Source organism: Spiroplasma endosymbiont of Lonchoptera lutea (assembly GCF_964019715.1).
In the GTDB taxonomy this organism is placed as follows: Bacteria; Bacillota_I; Bacilli_A; order Mycoplasmatales; family Nriv7; genus Nriv7.
On record NZ_OZ026463.1, the window covers coordinates 489,415 to 503,096 of the forward strand.

Here is a 13,682-nt window from a genome sequence, read left to right on the forward strand (position 1 = left end):
GGTTGCCAATCCATACTTTTAAACGACGACGATATAAATATTGAAATCAAAAATCAGGTAAATTTGAATATGTATGTTTACTAGATAAAGAAATTGGTTTATTGTCTAAACAAAGAATTTATTTTGATGTCCAATTTAAAGTTTTAAGTCTTTTGGGCGATGGTAAGCGCTATCGTGATGTTTTAGATGCTCTAAATCATTGTTATATTTCAAAAGCTAGTATTTCGCGTATTTTAAATAAATATGATATTGCCGAATATTTTCAATTAGCAGAAAAAGAAACTAAAACTAGAATTGATCTCAAAAATAAGGATCTATATATTCAACTAGATGAGACATTTTTAGCGACATTAGATCAAAAAGTTAAGCAAGACCAAAGAATTCGTTTGGTTACTTTTCATACCGGACATAAAGAAAAAAATTACAAAAATGCTCGTAGAGCGTTAGAAAACAAACGAGGTCATTTTTTAATGTTAAAAGTTGGTAAAAGAATAAATACGATGGATTATCGTGATTTATTAATTAAGGAATTACAAAAACATTATGTGAATATTAATTATGACAGAATAATTGTTTGTGGTGATGGTGCTACTTGAATTAGAGAAATTGCCAATAGTTTTGGTAATGTTAGATATATTTTAGATGGTTATCACGCTATTAAAAAATTAAAACAAATGGCATTTAATATTGTTTTTGAAAATCGCAAATTAACACTAAATAGTTGAATTGAATTATATAAAAATGGAAATCATCAAGAATTGATAAAAAACATTCGTAATGTTGCTAAAAATGAATTAAATAAAGATATTAAAACAAATTTAAGGAGAAATAGTAATTATTTTAAAAACAATAAGCATGGTATTCATAACCAAAATTTAGAATGAAATATCGGTTGTAGCATTGAAAGTGATGTATCGCATTTAGTAAAACAACAATTAGGATATGGGGCAAAAATATATAATCATAAGAATTTAAATAACTTATTACATTTAAGAATGGCAAATTTAAACAAATTAAATGTATTACATTTCATTAATGAAAATATTAATTTAGAAATAGAAATCAGAAAAGAAATATATAAAAATTCATTATGAAATAAATATAATAATAAAAATGATGATAGTTGAATTAATAAGGGCAGTATTGTATATACGAATAAATATAGAAAACATAAATTTAGATAATTAGTGAAAATTTAATAAAATTAATAATTTTTCATTGTGTAAAAATTCAATAATATGATAAAATTGTAATGAATAAAAATGACAACAACAAGAAAGGTCGGGTTAGTTTAGTAATTAAATAGTATAATTAGCTGATTGTTTTATTTCTTCAAAGCAATACCTAAGAAAACTAAACGCGACCCTTTTTTAAAAACTTCTTGTTCTTGTCATAAGTCTGTGGTATATTACAATTATTTTAAAAAACTGTCCCATTTATATTTACAATTCAGGAAACAAAAAGCTGGTAATTCAATTACCAGCTTTTTAATTTTGTAAATAATCTTTACCTTTCTGAATTTCATTTAAAGATAAATCTAAATAATCTAATTGCCGTAAAACCTCATAACTTACAGTACAAACAACATTAGCGACATTAAGACTGCGAGTATTAATATACTCATTGGTAAACGAAAACATTGATTCAAATGCTCTTGTAATATCGTTTTTGGAATAACCGACGATTCTTTACCAAATACTAAATATATTGGTGTTTCACTTTCTGTAAAATCAATGGCACTAGGTGGTTTTTGACCATATCTTGTAGAAAAAAATAAGTTAGCATGAGGATTTTTACTAAGAAAACTATTTCAATCTTCATCACTTTCATATTGTAAAAATTCAAAATAGTTAGCAGATGAGCCAATAATAAAACGATCATTTAAAAAGAACCCTAATGGTTCACATTAATAGCAACACAAGTTCGCATAATCGAACCAACATTACCAGCAATTTCTGGTTCATATAAAACAATGTTAATTTTAGTATTCATTATTATCTTCCTTATTTATTCAATTAACCATCTTTTGGATTGCTATAGCACGATGTGATATTTGATTTTTTTCTTGTGCTGTTATTTCACCTAGCGTTTTTTTATATTCTGGTAAATAAAATATAGCATCATAACCAAAACTATAATTACCTTGGCGTTCACTATGAATTAAACCATTTAACGAACCAACAAACACTTTTTCAATATTTTTAGTAACATCAACAAAAGCAAGAGCACAAACATACCGACAATCTCGGAATTTAATATTCATCATCTTTTCTAAAATAACATTAGATGCTTGCATAAAACCATCAGTAGTATCCATCCAACGCGCCGAATAAATTCCCGGGAAATTATCTAATGCTAATATTTCTAATCCAGAATCATCACCTAAGACTGGTTTTTGTAATAATTTGCTTAAAGTTCTTGCCTTAATTAAAGCATTTTCAATAAATGTCGCTCCTGTTTCTTCAATATCTTCAATTTCAGTACCCAGAAACTGCTTAATGTCTAAAAGTGTCTTTAAATCGTATTTTTGCCCTAATATGTTTTGAAATTCTTCTAACTTATTAGCATTAGTAGTTGCTAAAAATAATTGTTTTATCATTAATACTCAATACCCTTCCGAGCTCAAATATTCTTTTCTGAATAATGTCTTGTTGGCGTTACCTCACTAATTAAATCAGCAATTGATTGTAATTTTTCTGGACAATATCTTCCTGAAAGGACAACTTCAATATTCTTAGCTTTATTTTCTAATGCTAACACTAATTCATCTTCATAAATTAATTGATTTTGTAAACAACCTAAAATCTCATCAACAACAATTAAATCAATATTAGAATTTTTTAAACTTGCTACTAAAACTTCAAAACTTTTTCTTGTTTCAGCTTTTAACTCTTGTTTTTCTTCAACATTCATTTCTCAAAAAAATTTTTTTGATGAATGATAAAAATCAAGAATTGTTAAATTAGTATGCTTTTCAAAAAATATTAATTCACCTGTAGGACGATTTTTTAAAAAACGAAAATATACTACATTTCAATTATTTCCTAAGGCTCTAATTGTCATTCCATTTAAAATACTAGTTTTACCTTTACCTTCACCACAGTAAATATGAAGATATCCTTGTTCTTGATTCATTACTTAACCTCCAGATAATATAATATATTTATTCATTGTCATTATATAATAAAATTAATTACTTGGGAGGTATGATATGAAAATAAATTGAACTAAAGCAAAATTAACAAAATATGGTTTAACAAATATTAATTATTCTTATTTAGATTATATTATTCGTAAATCACAACCATTTTGTGATATTTTCTTAGACCATAAAACTGAACAACTAGTTTTACCATTAGTTAAAAATATTAATGTTCCGGTTATTGATTATTTTCAAAATGATAAATATTTCTTTTATATTACTAAACATATTAAAGATGCTTTAAATTTAACGCAAATTAAAATAACTCCTTGGTCGCGTTTAGTTTTCTTAGGTATTGCTTTGAAGAAGTAAAACAATCAGCTAATTATATTATTTAATTACTAAACTAACCCTGCCTTTCTTGTTGTTGTCATTTTTATTCATTACCATTTTATCATACCTGAAATGTAAAATTAAAAAGGACACTTATATAAAAAACAAATTGTGTTAATTCTATAATTAAGAAAAGAAAGGAATTAGCACAATGTATAAGTATCTGACTATTGAATCAATAATAGCAATAAAAGAATATAAAAGTTATGGATTTTCTATTCGTAAAATAGCAAAAGCAATTGATTATAGTAAATCAACTGTACACAGAGTTTGTAAATTATTAAATCAAAACTTATTACCATTAGAAATATTGAATCAAGTTCAAAAAAATAAACAAAATGCAGGTAGAAAATTAATAATTTTAACTTTAACAGAAATTAATACTATCAATCATTTGTTAATTACTAAAAATTATGCTCTTGATATAATTGCTGATTTTTTAAAGAAAAATAAAATAAAAAATATTTCAACAAAAACTTTATATAACATGTTTAAAACAAATCGAATGGGTTTTGATGAAAAAAATTTATTGAGAAAAGGCAAAAATAAACCTCATAAACAAAAAGAAACTAGGGGCAGAATTAATAATTGTAAATCTATTCATGAAAGAAATTTAATCATTCCAAATATTAAAAATATACAAGAATTTGGCCATTTAGAGGGAGATACTATCGTTGGTAAAGATCATAAAAGTTCTATTATTACTTTAGCTGATATATGATCAAAAACCACAATTCCTTTGAAAACTAAAAATCATAAAGCAGAAAGTATTACACAAAGTATAATAAAATTTATTTCAAAATTAATACCAGGAACAATTAAAACTATTACTTTTGATCGTGGTAAAGAATTTAGTAAATGAAAATTAATTGAAAAAAATTGTAATGTTAAAATTTATTTTGCAGATGCCGGCAAACCTTGTCAAAGAGGTTTAAATGAGAACAATAATGGTATTTTAAGAAGATATTTACCAAAATCTACTGATTTATCTTCATATAAACAAAAAGACTTAAATTCTATAGCATTTCAAATTAATTCTACACCCAGAAAATCATTATCTTATAAAAGACCAATAGATTTAATACAATTATTTTAAAAAACTGTCCCATTTATATTTACAATTCAGGATATTATTGAATTTTTACACAATGAAAAATTATTATTTGCCAAATTGTAAAGTTAAGTGCAACTAAATTATTTTTCTAACCAAATATTCGATTGGCGAAAGATAATTTAGTATTTTTCTTGGTCTTTGGTTTAAAGACAATATAAATTTATGAACTGCATTTTTAGTAGTGTTTGAAAAATTAAATTTTTTAGGAAATTTTTCTCTAATTAAACCATTAGTATTTTCATTAGTACCTCTTTGTCAAGGTGAATATGCATCAGCAAAATAAATTTTCACATTTAAATTTTTTTCAAGTTGTTGTCAATTAGCAAATTCTTTACCCCTATCAAATGTTATAGTCTTAACAAAATTATTTGGAAGAATTGATAAATAATGACTAATATTTTTGTTAATAACTTTAGTAGTTCTATTTTCAACTAATATTGCTAAAGTAAATCTTGATGTTCTTTCAACTAAAGTTATTAAACATGATTTACTTTTACCTCGTGATGATACTACAGTATCACCTTCTCAATGGCCAAGAGTTATGCGATTATTAACATTTCGTTCTTTAATGGATTTACCATTAAATTTACCCCGATTTTCTTGAGATTTTCGTTTCTTACCTTTTCTTCTTAAATTTTTACTAGTAACCTTTTCAAGTAATCCAGAATAAATTCAATTGTAAATTGTTTTAAAACTAATAATTCATTCTTGATGAAAATTTTTAATTCTGCCATAAATTTGTTCAGGCGATCAACCTAATAATAATTTTTGTTGTACATATTTTACTAATTCTCTATTTTTAAATTTATGAAAATAAACATGTAATTGTTTTCTATTTTCTGCTTTATTTTGTGCAATTAATGAAAAATAATGATTATTATCTTTATTTCTATTAACTTCTCGATTAATAGTACTAATACTTCGATTAAGATTTTTAGCTATTTCACTAATTTTTACTTTAAATTTCAATTGATTCTCAATATAAATTCTTTCATCTATGCCAAGATGTTTGTATCCCATATAAAAACTCCTTAAATTTACTTTTTCTAAAATAAACTTAGCATCATGAAATTTTTATATAAAATCTTTTGCAATTTTATTTACTTGCACTTACAAGTATAATTCAGCATATAAAAAACAAATTGTGTTAATTCTATAATTAAGAAAAGAAAGGAATTAGCACAATGTATAAGTATCTGACTATTGAATCAATAATAGCAATAAAAGAATATAAAAGTTATGGATTTTCTATTCGTAAAATAGCAAAAGCAATTGATTATAGTAAATCAACTGTACACAGAGTTTGTAAATTATTAAATCAAAACTTATTACCATTAGAAATATTGAATCAAGTTTAAAAAAATAAACAAAATGCAGGTAGAAAATTAATAATTTTAACTTTAACAGAAATTAATACTATCAATCATTTGTTAATTACTAAAAATTATGCTCTTGATATAATTGCTGATTTTTTAAAGAAAAATAAAATAAAAAATATTTCAACAAAAACTTTATATAACATGTTTAAAACAAATCGAATGGGTTTTGATGAAAAAAATTTATTGAGAAAAGGCAAAAATAAACCTCATAAACAAAAAGAAACTAGGGGCAGAATTAATTAATTGTAAATCTATTCATGAAAGAAATTTAATCATTCCAAATATTAAAAATATACAAGAATTTGGCCATTTAGAGGGAGATACTATCGTTGGTAAAGATCATAAAAGTTCTATTATTACTTTAGCTGATATATGATCAAAAACCACAATTCCTTTGAAAACTAAAAATCATAAAGCAGAAAGTATTACACAAAGTATAATAAAATTTATTTCAAAATTAATACCAGGAACAATTAAAACTATTACTTTTGATCGTGGTAAAGAATTTAGTAAATGAAAATTAATTGAAAAAAATTGTAATGTTAAAATTTATTTTGCAGATGCCGGAAAACCTTGTCAAAGAGGTTTAAATGAGAACAATAATGGTATTTTAAGAAGATATTTACCAAAATCTACTGATTTATCTTCATATAAACAAAAAGACTTAAATTCTATAGCATTTCAAATTAATTCTACACCCAGAAAATCATTATCTTATAAAAGACCAATAGATTTAATACAATTATTTTAAAAAACTGTCCCATTTATATTTACAATTCAGGTTTGGAATGATTAAATTTCTTTCATGAATAGATTTACAATTATTAATTCTGCCCCTAGTTTCTTTTTGTTTATGAGGTTTATTTTTGCCTTTTCTCAATAAATTTTTTTCATCAAAACCCATTCGATTTGTTTTAAACATGTTATATAAAGTTTTTGTTGAAATATTTTTTATTTTATTTTTCTTTAAAAAATCAGCAATTATATCAAGAGCATAATTTTTAGTAATTAACAAATGATTGATAGTATTAATTTCTGTTAAAGTTAAAATTATTAATTTTCTACCTGCATTTTGTTTATTTTTTTGAACTTGATTCAATATTTCTAATGGTAATAAGTTTTGATTTAATAATTTACAAACTCTGGATTGGCAACCCTTTTTAGGACACTTTTTATGTAGACTGGTATTTTCTAAATTCAACGGGAGTTAAATAATTTAAACTGCCATGAATTCGAATATTGTTATATCAATTAACAAAATCAAATAGTTCGCATTTTAGTTGTGTTAAGTTTGCAAATTTTTTACCGTTAATAAATTCGGTTTTAAAGGTTTTGTAAGTTGCTTCAGCAACAGCATTATCATATGGGCATCCTTTGGAGCTTAATGATCTTTTAATTTTAAAGGTTATTAAAATTTCATCAATAATTTTATTTTTAAACTCATTACCACGATCAGTATGAAATAAAGTTATTTTATTTAATGGTCGTGTTATCTTGTGAAAAGCTTGTTGAACTAATTCAGCAGTTTTATTTGGTCCAGCACTATAGCCAATTACTTCGTGATTAAACAAGTCAATTAATAAACAAATATAATGTCATTTAGTGCCAACTTGAACATATGTTAAATCACTAACAACAACTTCATTTGGTTTTTTGTCATTAAATTGACGATTTAAAACATTATTAATTTCGTCATTATTAACTGTTTTTTTATGATTACAATATTTTAACTTGGTGTATTTAGAAACCAAATTATTTTTGATCATAATGAATCGGATTTTTCGTCGTGATAAAATGATATTTTTTCTTATTAAAACAGCTTTAATTTTACGAGCACCATAAATCTTGATAATTATTAACATCAAACTTGGTGCATTTATTAGTTTGATAATAATATGTTGATTTTAGTAAACCTGAATTGTAAATATAAATGGGACAGTTTTTTAAAATAATTGTATTAAATCTATTGGTCTTTTATAAGATAATGATTTTCTGGGTGTAGAATTAATTTGAAATGCTATAGAATTTAAGTCTTTTTGTTTATATGAAGATAAATCAGTAGATTTTGGTAAATATCTTCTTAAAATACCATTATTGTTCTCATTTAAACCTCTTTGACAAGGTTTTCCGGCATCTGCAAAATAAATTTTAACATTACAATTTTTTTCAATTAATTTTCATTTACTAAATTCTTTACCACGATCAAAAGTAATAGTTTTAATTGTTCCTGGTATTAATTTTGAAATAAATTTTATTATACTTTGTGTAATACTTTCTGCTTTATGATTTTTAGTTTTCAAAGGAATTGTGGTTTTTGATCATATATCAGCTAAAGTAATAATAGAACTTTTATGATCTTTACCAACGATAGTATCTCCCTCTAAATGGCCAAATTCTTGTATATTTTTAATATTTGGAATGATTAAATTTCTTTCATGAATAGATTTACAATTATTAATTCTGCCCCTAGTTTCTTTTTGTTTATGAGGTTTATTTTTGCCTTTTCTCAATAAATTTTTTTCATCAAAACCCATTCGATTTGTTTTAAACATGTTATATAAAGTTTTTGTTGAAATATTTTTTATTTTATTTTTCTTTAAAAAATCAGCAATTATATCAAGAGCATAATTTTTAGTAATTAACAAATGATTGATAGTATTAATTTCTGTTAAAGTTAAAATTATTAATTTTCTACCTGCATTTTGTTTATTTTTTTGAACTTGATTCAATATTTCTAATGGTAATAAGTTTTGATTTAATAATTTACAAACTCTGTGTACAGTTGATTTACTATAATCAATTGCTTTTGCTATTTTACGAATAGAAAATCCATAACTTTTATATTCTTTTATTGCTATTATTGATTCAATAGTCAGATACTTATACATTGTGCTAATTCCTTTCTTTTCTTAATTATAGAATTAACACAATTTGTTTTTTATATAAGTGTCCTTTTTAATTTTACATTTCAGGAAACCTAAAATCTTACATATTTTCCTCACTGAATATTTATTTTTGTTGTTATTAATTATTGTTATTTTTTCCCGATTATCAGTGCTGCTTGCTTTAAAATGTCATTTTCCATTCGTAATTGTTGGTTTTCTTTTCGCAAGTAAATTAATTCATTTTCTTCGACAGTGCGATTATCTTTTGCTTTAAATGACCCAGAATTATTATAATTTTTAATTCAACTATAAATAGTTGGTTTTGGTAAATTATATTCTTTCCCTAAATTAATAACACTTTTGTCATTTTTGTATAGCATTACAATTTGTTTTTTAAATTCTTCAGAGTATGAGGTTTTATTTCCCATTTTTATATTCCTTCTTTCTTAATAATTTTGAAGTCTATATAATTATGGTCCAACTTATTGTAGCCTATCCACTCTGTGTACAGTTGATTTACTATAATCAATTGCTTTTGCTATTTTACGAATAGAAAATCCATAACTTTTATATTCTTTTATTGCTATTATTGATTCAATAGTCAGATACTTATACATTGTGCTAATTCCTTTCTTTTCTTAATTATAGAATTAACACAATTTGTTTTTTATATAAGTGTCCTTTTTAATTTTACATTTCAGGCAACAAAAAAATAAGAAAGAAGATGAACAATCATTAATAAATAGTAGATTAGAAAAGAGGCAAGAACAAATAGCAGCATCACAAATTAGTAATTGTGTAAATTTACAACAAAATCTTGCTGAACAAACTGCTAAGATCGCACAAAGTAAAAATCAAAAACTTCGTGAAGAAGAAAAATTAAAACAAGAGCAAGAAATTCGAAGACAGCTAAATAACCAAGCACGATTAAAAAAACTACAGGAAGAAAATAAGCAAAAAGCAATAACAAAGCGAAAAACAAGACAATTGGAACCTGCTTAAAATATTTAGTAAATATTATCCTTTAAAAAGAAAACATTTTTTTATGTTAAAATATTATTGATTTGATTTTTTTTAAAAGACTAGGATGATATGAATGAAATTTATTGATAAGATTACAATTAAAGTTAAAGCTGGCAAAGGTGGTGATGGTGCTGTTGCTTTTCGTCGTGAATTATATGTTCCAAAAGGTGGGCCGGCTGGTGGTGATGGCGGTAATGGTGGTAACATTATTTTTATTGGCGATGAAGGAATAAATACATTATTAGAATTAAACTATCAAAAAGAAATTAAAGGTGTTGATGGTGAAAATGGGCAACATAAAAATATGCACGGTAAAAATGCTAAAAATACTTATATTAGTGTTCCCTTAGGTACTATTATTTATGATGCTTTAAATAAAGAAGAAATTGGTGATATTGTTACTAACAAACAAGAAGTTATTGTTGCGAATGGTGGTCGTGGAGGTAAAGGAAATAGTCGGTTTGCTAATTCCAGAAATCGTGCTCCGACAATATTTACTCGTGGTGATTTAGACGATGAAAAAGAAATTACTTGTGAATTAAAATTATTAGCAGATGTCGGGATTGTTGGTATGCCTAATGCTGGGAAGTCTACTTTATTAGGAACTATTTCTCACGCTAAACCACAAATTGGTGATTTTCCTTTTACAACTTTAACCCCGCAATTAGGTGTAGTTAAACATCAAAACTTTTCTTTTGTAGTTGCTGATTTACCAGGATTAATTGCAGGTGCTAGTTTAGGAAAAGGTTTAGGATATGAATTTTTACGGCATATTGAACGATGCCGGTTATTAGTTCATCTTATTGATATTAGTTTACCCAATGCTTATGATAATTATTCAGTGATTCAAAAAGAACTTAAAGATTATAATTTACAATTAGAAAATAAGCAACAAATAGTTGTTGCTAGTAAAATGGATCAAGTTGATGCTTCTCGTAATTTAGAACTTTTTAGTAAGCAAATTAAACAAAAAGTTTACTCAATTTCTGCTTGAACTAGAGAAGGAATTGAATCATTAGTTCATATTATTCATAGGCAATTGCAAACTATTAAAAAAATACCAGAATTAAAGCAAGAAATGGCACCAACAATCTATCGTTTTACACCAACAAACGAAGAAGTCATTGTTGAAAATTTAGGAAATGGTCATTGAAAAGTAATTGGTGCTAGTGTGCATCGCATTTATCACAAATTTCCATTAACAACACATGATAATTTATTATTATTTAATCAGAAGTTACGAGATTTAGGAGTTTTTAAAATTCTCGTTAAAAAAGGCATTCAAAAAGGGGATACAATTAAAATTTTTGATTATGAGTTGCAATGACTTGACGAAAATTTTTAAGTGAAAGGATATTAATTAATGGAATTACAGAAATATTTAGATTATTTAGTTCAATGATTACAAGAACAAGTAAAATTAGCTAATGCTAAAGGATTAATTGTTGGTGTATCTGGTGGTATTGATTCAGCCGTTACTGTTGCTTTGATTAAAAAAGCAATGCCAGATAACCATTTAGCTGTTTTTATGCCTTGCTATTCATCAAGTAATGATGAAATTTTAGTAAAAAAATTAGTAGCGACATTAGATTTAAAATTACAAATTATTAATTTAGAGTCAGCTTATAATGAATTACAAAATAACTTTAATTGACACGATGGTTTATCATCATTGCAACAAAAAGCATTAGTTAATTGTAAACCTCGTCTCCGAATGACTTCTTTATATGCCTTAGCACAAGCAAATGAATATTTAGTTGTCGGCACTAGTAATTTTGATGAATGATATACAGGTTATTTTACTAAACATGGTGATAGTGCTTGTGATATTTTACCATTAATTCATTTATTAAAAAGTCAAATAAATACGGCTGCTAAGTTATTAAATATTCCGCAAGAAATTATTAATCAGTCTCCATCAGCAGGTTTATGAGCAGGGCAAACTGATGAAAAAGAGATGGGAATAACTTATGCTGAGTTAGATAACTTTTTAAACGGTCAAGAGAAATTGTTAGATAATAATAATATTGTTAATAAAATTAAGATGATGCACAAAAATACTGAACATAAGCGAAAATCAGCAATTATTCCTAAAAAATTTATTTTTAAAAATTAGTCAAATATTAGTAAATAAAAATAATATGTGCTATACTGAAAAAAATGTAAATTAAAAAATATTGACTAAATTTACATTTCGATGAGGTGAAATATATGAAATTAATGAATATGCAAAAGTTATTAAAGTTAATGGCGACAATAACAATTATTAGTGGGCCATTATTACCAGCAATAGCTTGTAGTAATAATGCTAATGATTACATTATTACCACAAATGGGATTAATGTTAGTACTTTAGATGTTAATAAATCAAAATTAATTGCTAAGTCGCTAATTTTGGCACGAACTAAACAATGAAATCCAAATGAGATTTTAAAAAGGGCGTTACAAAATAATTTTAAAGATTTAAATGACTACTTTGTTGATGATACAATTAAAAATTTAGTATTAACAAAAGAACATCATAATTTTTCAAAACCGGACTATCAAGTACCTAAAACTTTAGAAGTTGCTGGTTTTAATATTTTAGAAAAAATAAAAGCAGTTTTACAAGAGTTTATTAAAAATAATGATTTTGAAATTAAGAATTTTATGGAAAAATTATTAGAACAGTTATTAGGTTTATTAAATAGTGAGCAAATTGCTATTCATATTCCAGATATTAAAGCAATTCTAACAACACAATATCAAGATATCGTTGTTGCTATTAAGAGTGGTATTGATACTAATAAAAAATTCATTACTGATAAAAAAACATTTGGTGAAATTTTTGCGGATATAAAACATAATAAAATTATAGAAGATAATATTCTTAGTAAATTTTTAAAAATTCAGAATAAATCAATAGAAATTAAAGATATTGCGATTTTAATAAAAACAATAATTACTTATGTGCCAATATTAATAACTTTTATGATTAATTTTGCTGAAAAATTAGAAAATGGTTTTAATGAAGAAATAATTAATGATTTAAAAGCAAAACCATATCAAGGTTTATTAGATAATAAAGACCAACCGTTTACTTTACAAAATATCAAGAATATTTTTAAAAATATTTTTGGAGTTAATAAGAAAAAAGTCGATTTTTTAATAAAATTAATATCTGATTCAAGTTTACCATTTAATTCTATATTTATGGCTTTACAAGGTGTTGTTGGTGAAAAAGAGTTCAATAATTTTTATCAAAATTTGAATGGTGATGAGCTTGATAATGATTTTATCGCAATAATTGATCAATTGCTTTTAAAATTACCTAAAGTGTATGATGATTTTATAACTTTATTAGAAGACAAAACTGCTATTAGTAAAGTGGATTTTCTTAAAAAACTTATTAAGATAATGGGTGCTAATATTAATGATAAAACTAGTATTGAAAAAGAAACTATTTTAGATTATTTAACTAAAATTCTTGGTAATAAATGATTTCAAGATAATGCTTTGCAAAACATTATTGATAATAAAAGTATTTGAGAAGAAGATGGTGATTATATTGCTGATTTTGTTAATAAATTAAGTTATATTCAGGATACAAAAGCAGAAATTGTTTATGATCCGAGTGCAGGGTTAGTATTTTATAATATAACGATAGAAAAGCAAGAATTTAAATTTAGTTGAAAGTTTTCTTATAGTAACGAGAAAAAATTAATAGGAATGAAAATATTTAATTTTGAACAACTTAATTAAATACA

General features: G+C 24.6%; 12 protein-coding genes and 5 pseudogenes. 8 read left to right on the forward strand and 9 right to left on the reverse strand.

Annotated elements, in window-relative coordinates; translation table 4 throughout:
• Positions 1 to 2: 2 nt before the first annotated feature.
• A complete protein-coding gene (locus AACK97_RS02745; protein ID WP_338968644.1) occupies positions 3 to 1,184 on the forward strand; it encodes an Mbov_0401 family ICE element transposase-like protein in 1,182 nt (393 codons plus the stop codon).
• Positions 1,185 to 1,487: 303 nt separating this feature from the next.
• Here AACK97_RS02745 and AACK97_RS07620 read toward each other — a convergent pair.
• The 3 genes and pseudogenes from AACK97_RS07620 to AACK97_RS02760 form a co-directional block, all read right to left on the reverse strand.
• Positions 1,488 to 1,992: pseudogene (locus AACK97_RS07620) on the reverse strand (TrmH family RNA methyltransferase).
• A complete protein-coding gene (rdgB, locus tag AACK97_RS02755) occupies positions 1,982 to 2,599 on the reverse strand; it encodes an RdgB/HAM1 family non-canonical purine NTP pyrophosphatase (protein WP_338968649.1) in 618 nt (205 codons plus the stop codon). The pseudogene AACK97_RS07620 and the gene rdgB overlap by 11 nt, the downstream one beginning before the upstream one ends.
• Entirely contained in the window at positions 2,599 to 3,135 is a 537-nt protein-coding gene (locus AACK97_RS02760) for a cob(I)yrinic acid a,c-diamide adenosyltransferase (protein ID WP_338968652.1), read from the reverse strand. Before AACK97_RS02760 ends, rdgB begins: the two co-directional genes overlap by 1 nt.
• 76 nt (positions 3,136 to 3,211) lie before the next feature.
• Here AACK97_RS02760 and AACK97_RS02765 point away from each other — a divergent pair, with 76 nt between their 5' ends.
• Positions 3,212 to 3,514, forward strand: coding sequence for a hypothetical protein (locus AACK97_RS02765; RefSeq protein WP_338968653.1), 303 nt, complete (start codon positions 3,212 to 3,214; stop codon positions 3,512 to 3,514).
• A gap of 172 nt (positions 3,515 to 3,686) precedes the next feature.
• Positions 3,687 to 4,631, forward strand: coding sequence for an IS30 family transposase (locus tag AACK97_RS02770; RefSeq protein ID WP_338966714.1), 945 nt, complete (start codon positions 3,687 to 3,689; stop codon positions 4,629 to 4,631).
• A 93-nt stretch (positions 4,632 to 4,724) separates the two neighbouring features.
• Here the strand turns inward: AACK97_RS02770 and AACK97_RS02775 are convergent, their stop codons facing one another.
• Positions 4,725 to 5,669: an IS30 family transposase gene (locus AACK97_RS02775; protein WP_338968656.1), complete on the reverse strand. Its 945-nt coding sequence runs from the start codon at positions 5,667 to 5,669 to the stop codon at positions 4,725 to 4,727.
• A gap of 164 nt (positions 5,670 to 5,833) precedes the next feature.
• On the opposite strand from AACK97_RS02775, the pseudogene AACK97_RS07625 reads away from it, so the two are divergent.
• Positions 5,834 to 6,779 (forward strand): annotated as a pseudogene (locus AACK97_RS07625) (IS30 family transposase).
• 27 nt (positions 6,780 to 6,806) lie between these two features.
• Here AACK97_RS07625 and AACK97_RS02795 read toward each other — a convergent pair.
• From AACK97_RS02795 to AACK97_RS02815, 5 genes and pseudogenes are all read right to left on the reverse strand, one after another.
• Positions 6,807 to 7,187, reverse strand: a pseudogene (locus AACK97_RS02795) (IS30 family transposase); the annotation flags it as partial.
• A 13-nt stretch (positions 7,188 to 7,200) separates the two neighbouring features.
• Positions 7,201 to 7,869 (reverse strand): annotated as a pseudogene (locus tag AACK97_RS02800) (IS3 family transposase); the annotation flags it as partial.
• Positions 7,870 to 7,971: 102 nt separating this feature from the next.
• Positions 7,972 to 8,916 carry an IS30 family transposase gene (locus AACK97_RS02805; protein ID WP_338966714.1) on the reverse strand — a complete coding sequence of 315 codons (945 nt, stop codon included), beginning with the start codon at positions 8,914 to 8,916 and terminating at the stop codon, positions 7,972 to 7,974.
• A gap of 146 nt (positions 8,917 to 9,062) precedes the next feature.
• Positions 9,063 to 9,341, reverse strand: coding sequence for a transposase (locus tag AACK97_RS02810; protein WP_338966718.1), 279 nt, complete (start codon positions 9,339 to 9,341; stop codon positions 9,063 to 9,065).
• A gap of 60 nt (positions 9,342 to 9,401) precedes the next feature.
• Positions 9,402 to 9,530: pseudogene (locus AACK97_RS02815) on the reverse strand (helix-turn-helix domain-containing protein); the annotation flags it as partial.
• Positions 9,531 to 9,588: 58 nt separating this feature from the next.
• Here AACK97_RS02815 and AACK97_RS02820 point away from each other — a divergent pair.
• The 4 genes from AACK97_RS02820 (at position 9,589) to AACK97_RS02835 (ending at position 13,677) form a co-directional block, all read left to right on the forward strand.
• A complete protein-coding gene (locus AACK97_RS02820; RefSeq protein WP_338968668.1) occupies positions 9,589 to 9,915 on the forward strand; it encodes a hypothetical protein in 327 nt (108 codons plus the stop codon).
• 94 nt (positions 9,916 to 10,009) lie between these two features.
• Positions 10,010 to 11,281, forward strand: coding sequence for a GTPase ObgE (gene obgE, locus AACK97_RS02825; RefSeq protein WP_338968669.1), 1,272 nt, complete (start codon positions 10,010 to 10,012; stop codon positions 11,279 to 11,281).
• A gap of 18 nt (positions 11,282 to 11,299) precedes the next feature.
• Positions 11,300 to 12,052 (forward strand): NAD(+) synthase, encoded by a 753-nt coding sequence (gene nadE / locus AACK97_RS02830; protein WP_338968671.1) that lies wholly within the window; start codon positions 11,300 to 11,302, stop codon positions 12,050 to 12,052.
• A gap of 95 nt (positions 12,053 to 12,147) precedes the next feature.
• Positions 12,148 to 13,677, forward strand: coding sequence for a hypothetical protein (locus AACK97_RS02835; RefSeq protein WP_338968673.1), 1,530 nt, complete (start codon positions 12,148 to 12,150; stop codon positions 13,675 to 13,677).
• Positions 13,678 to 13,682: the final 5 nt, after the last annotated feature.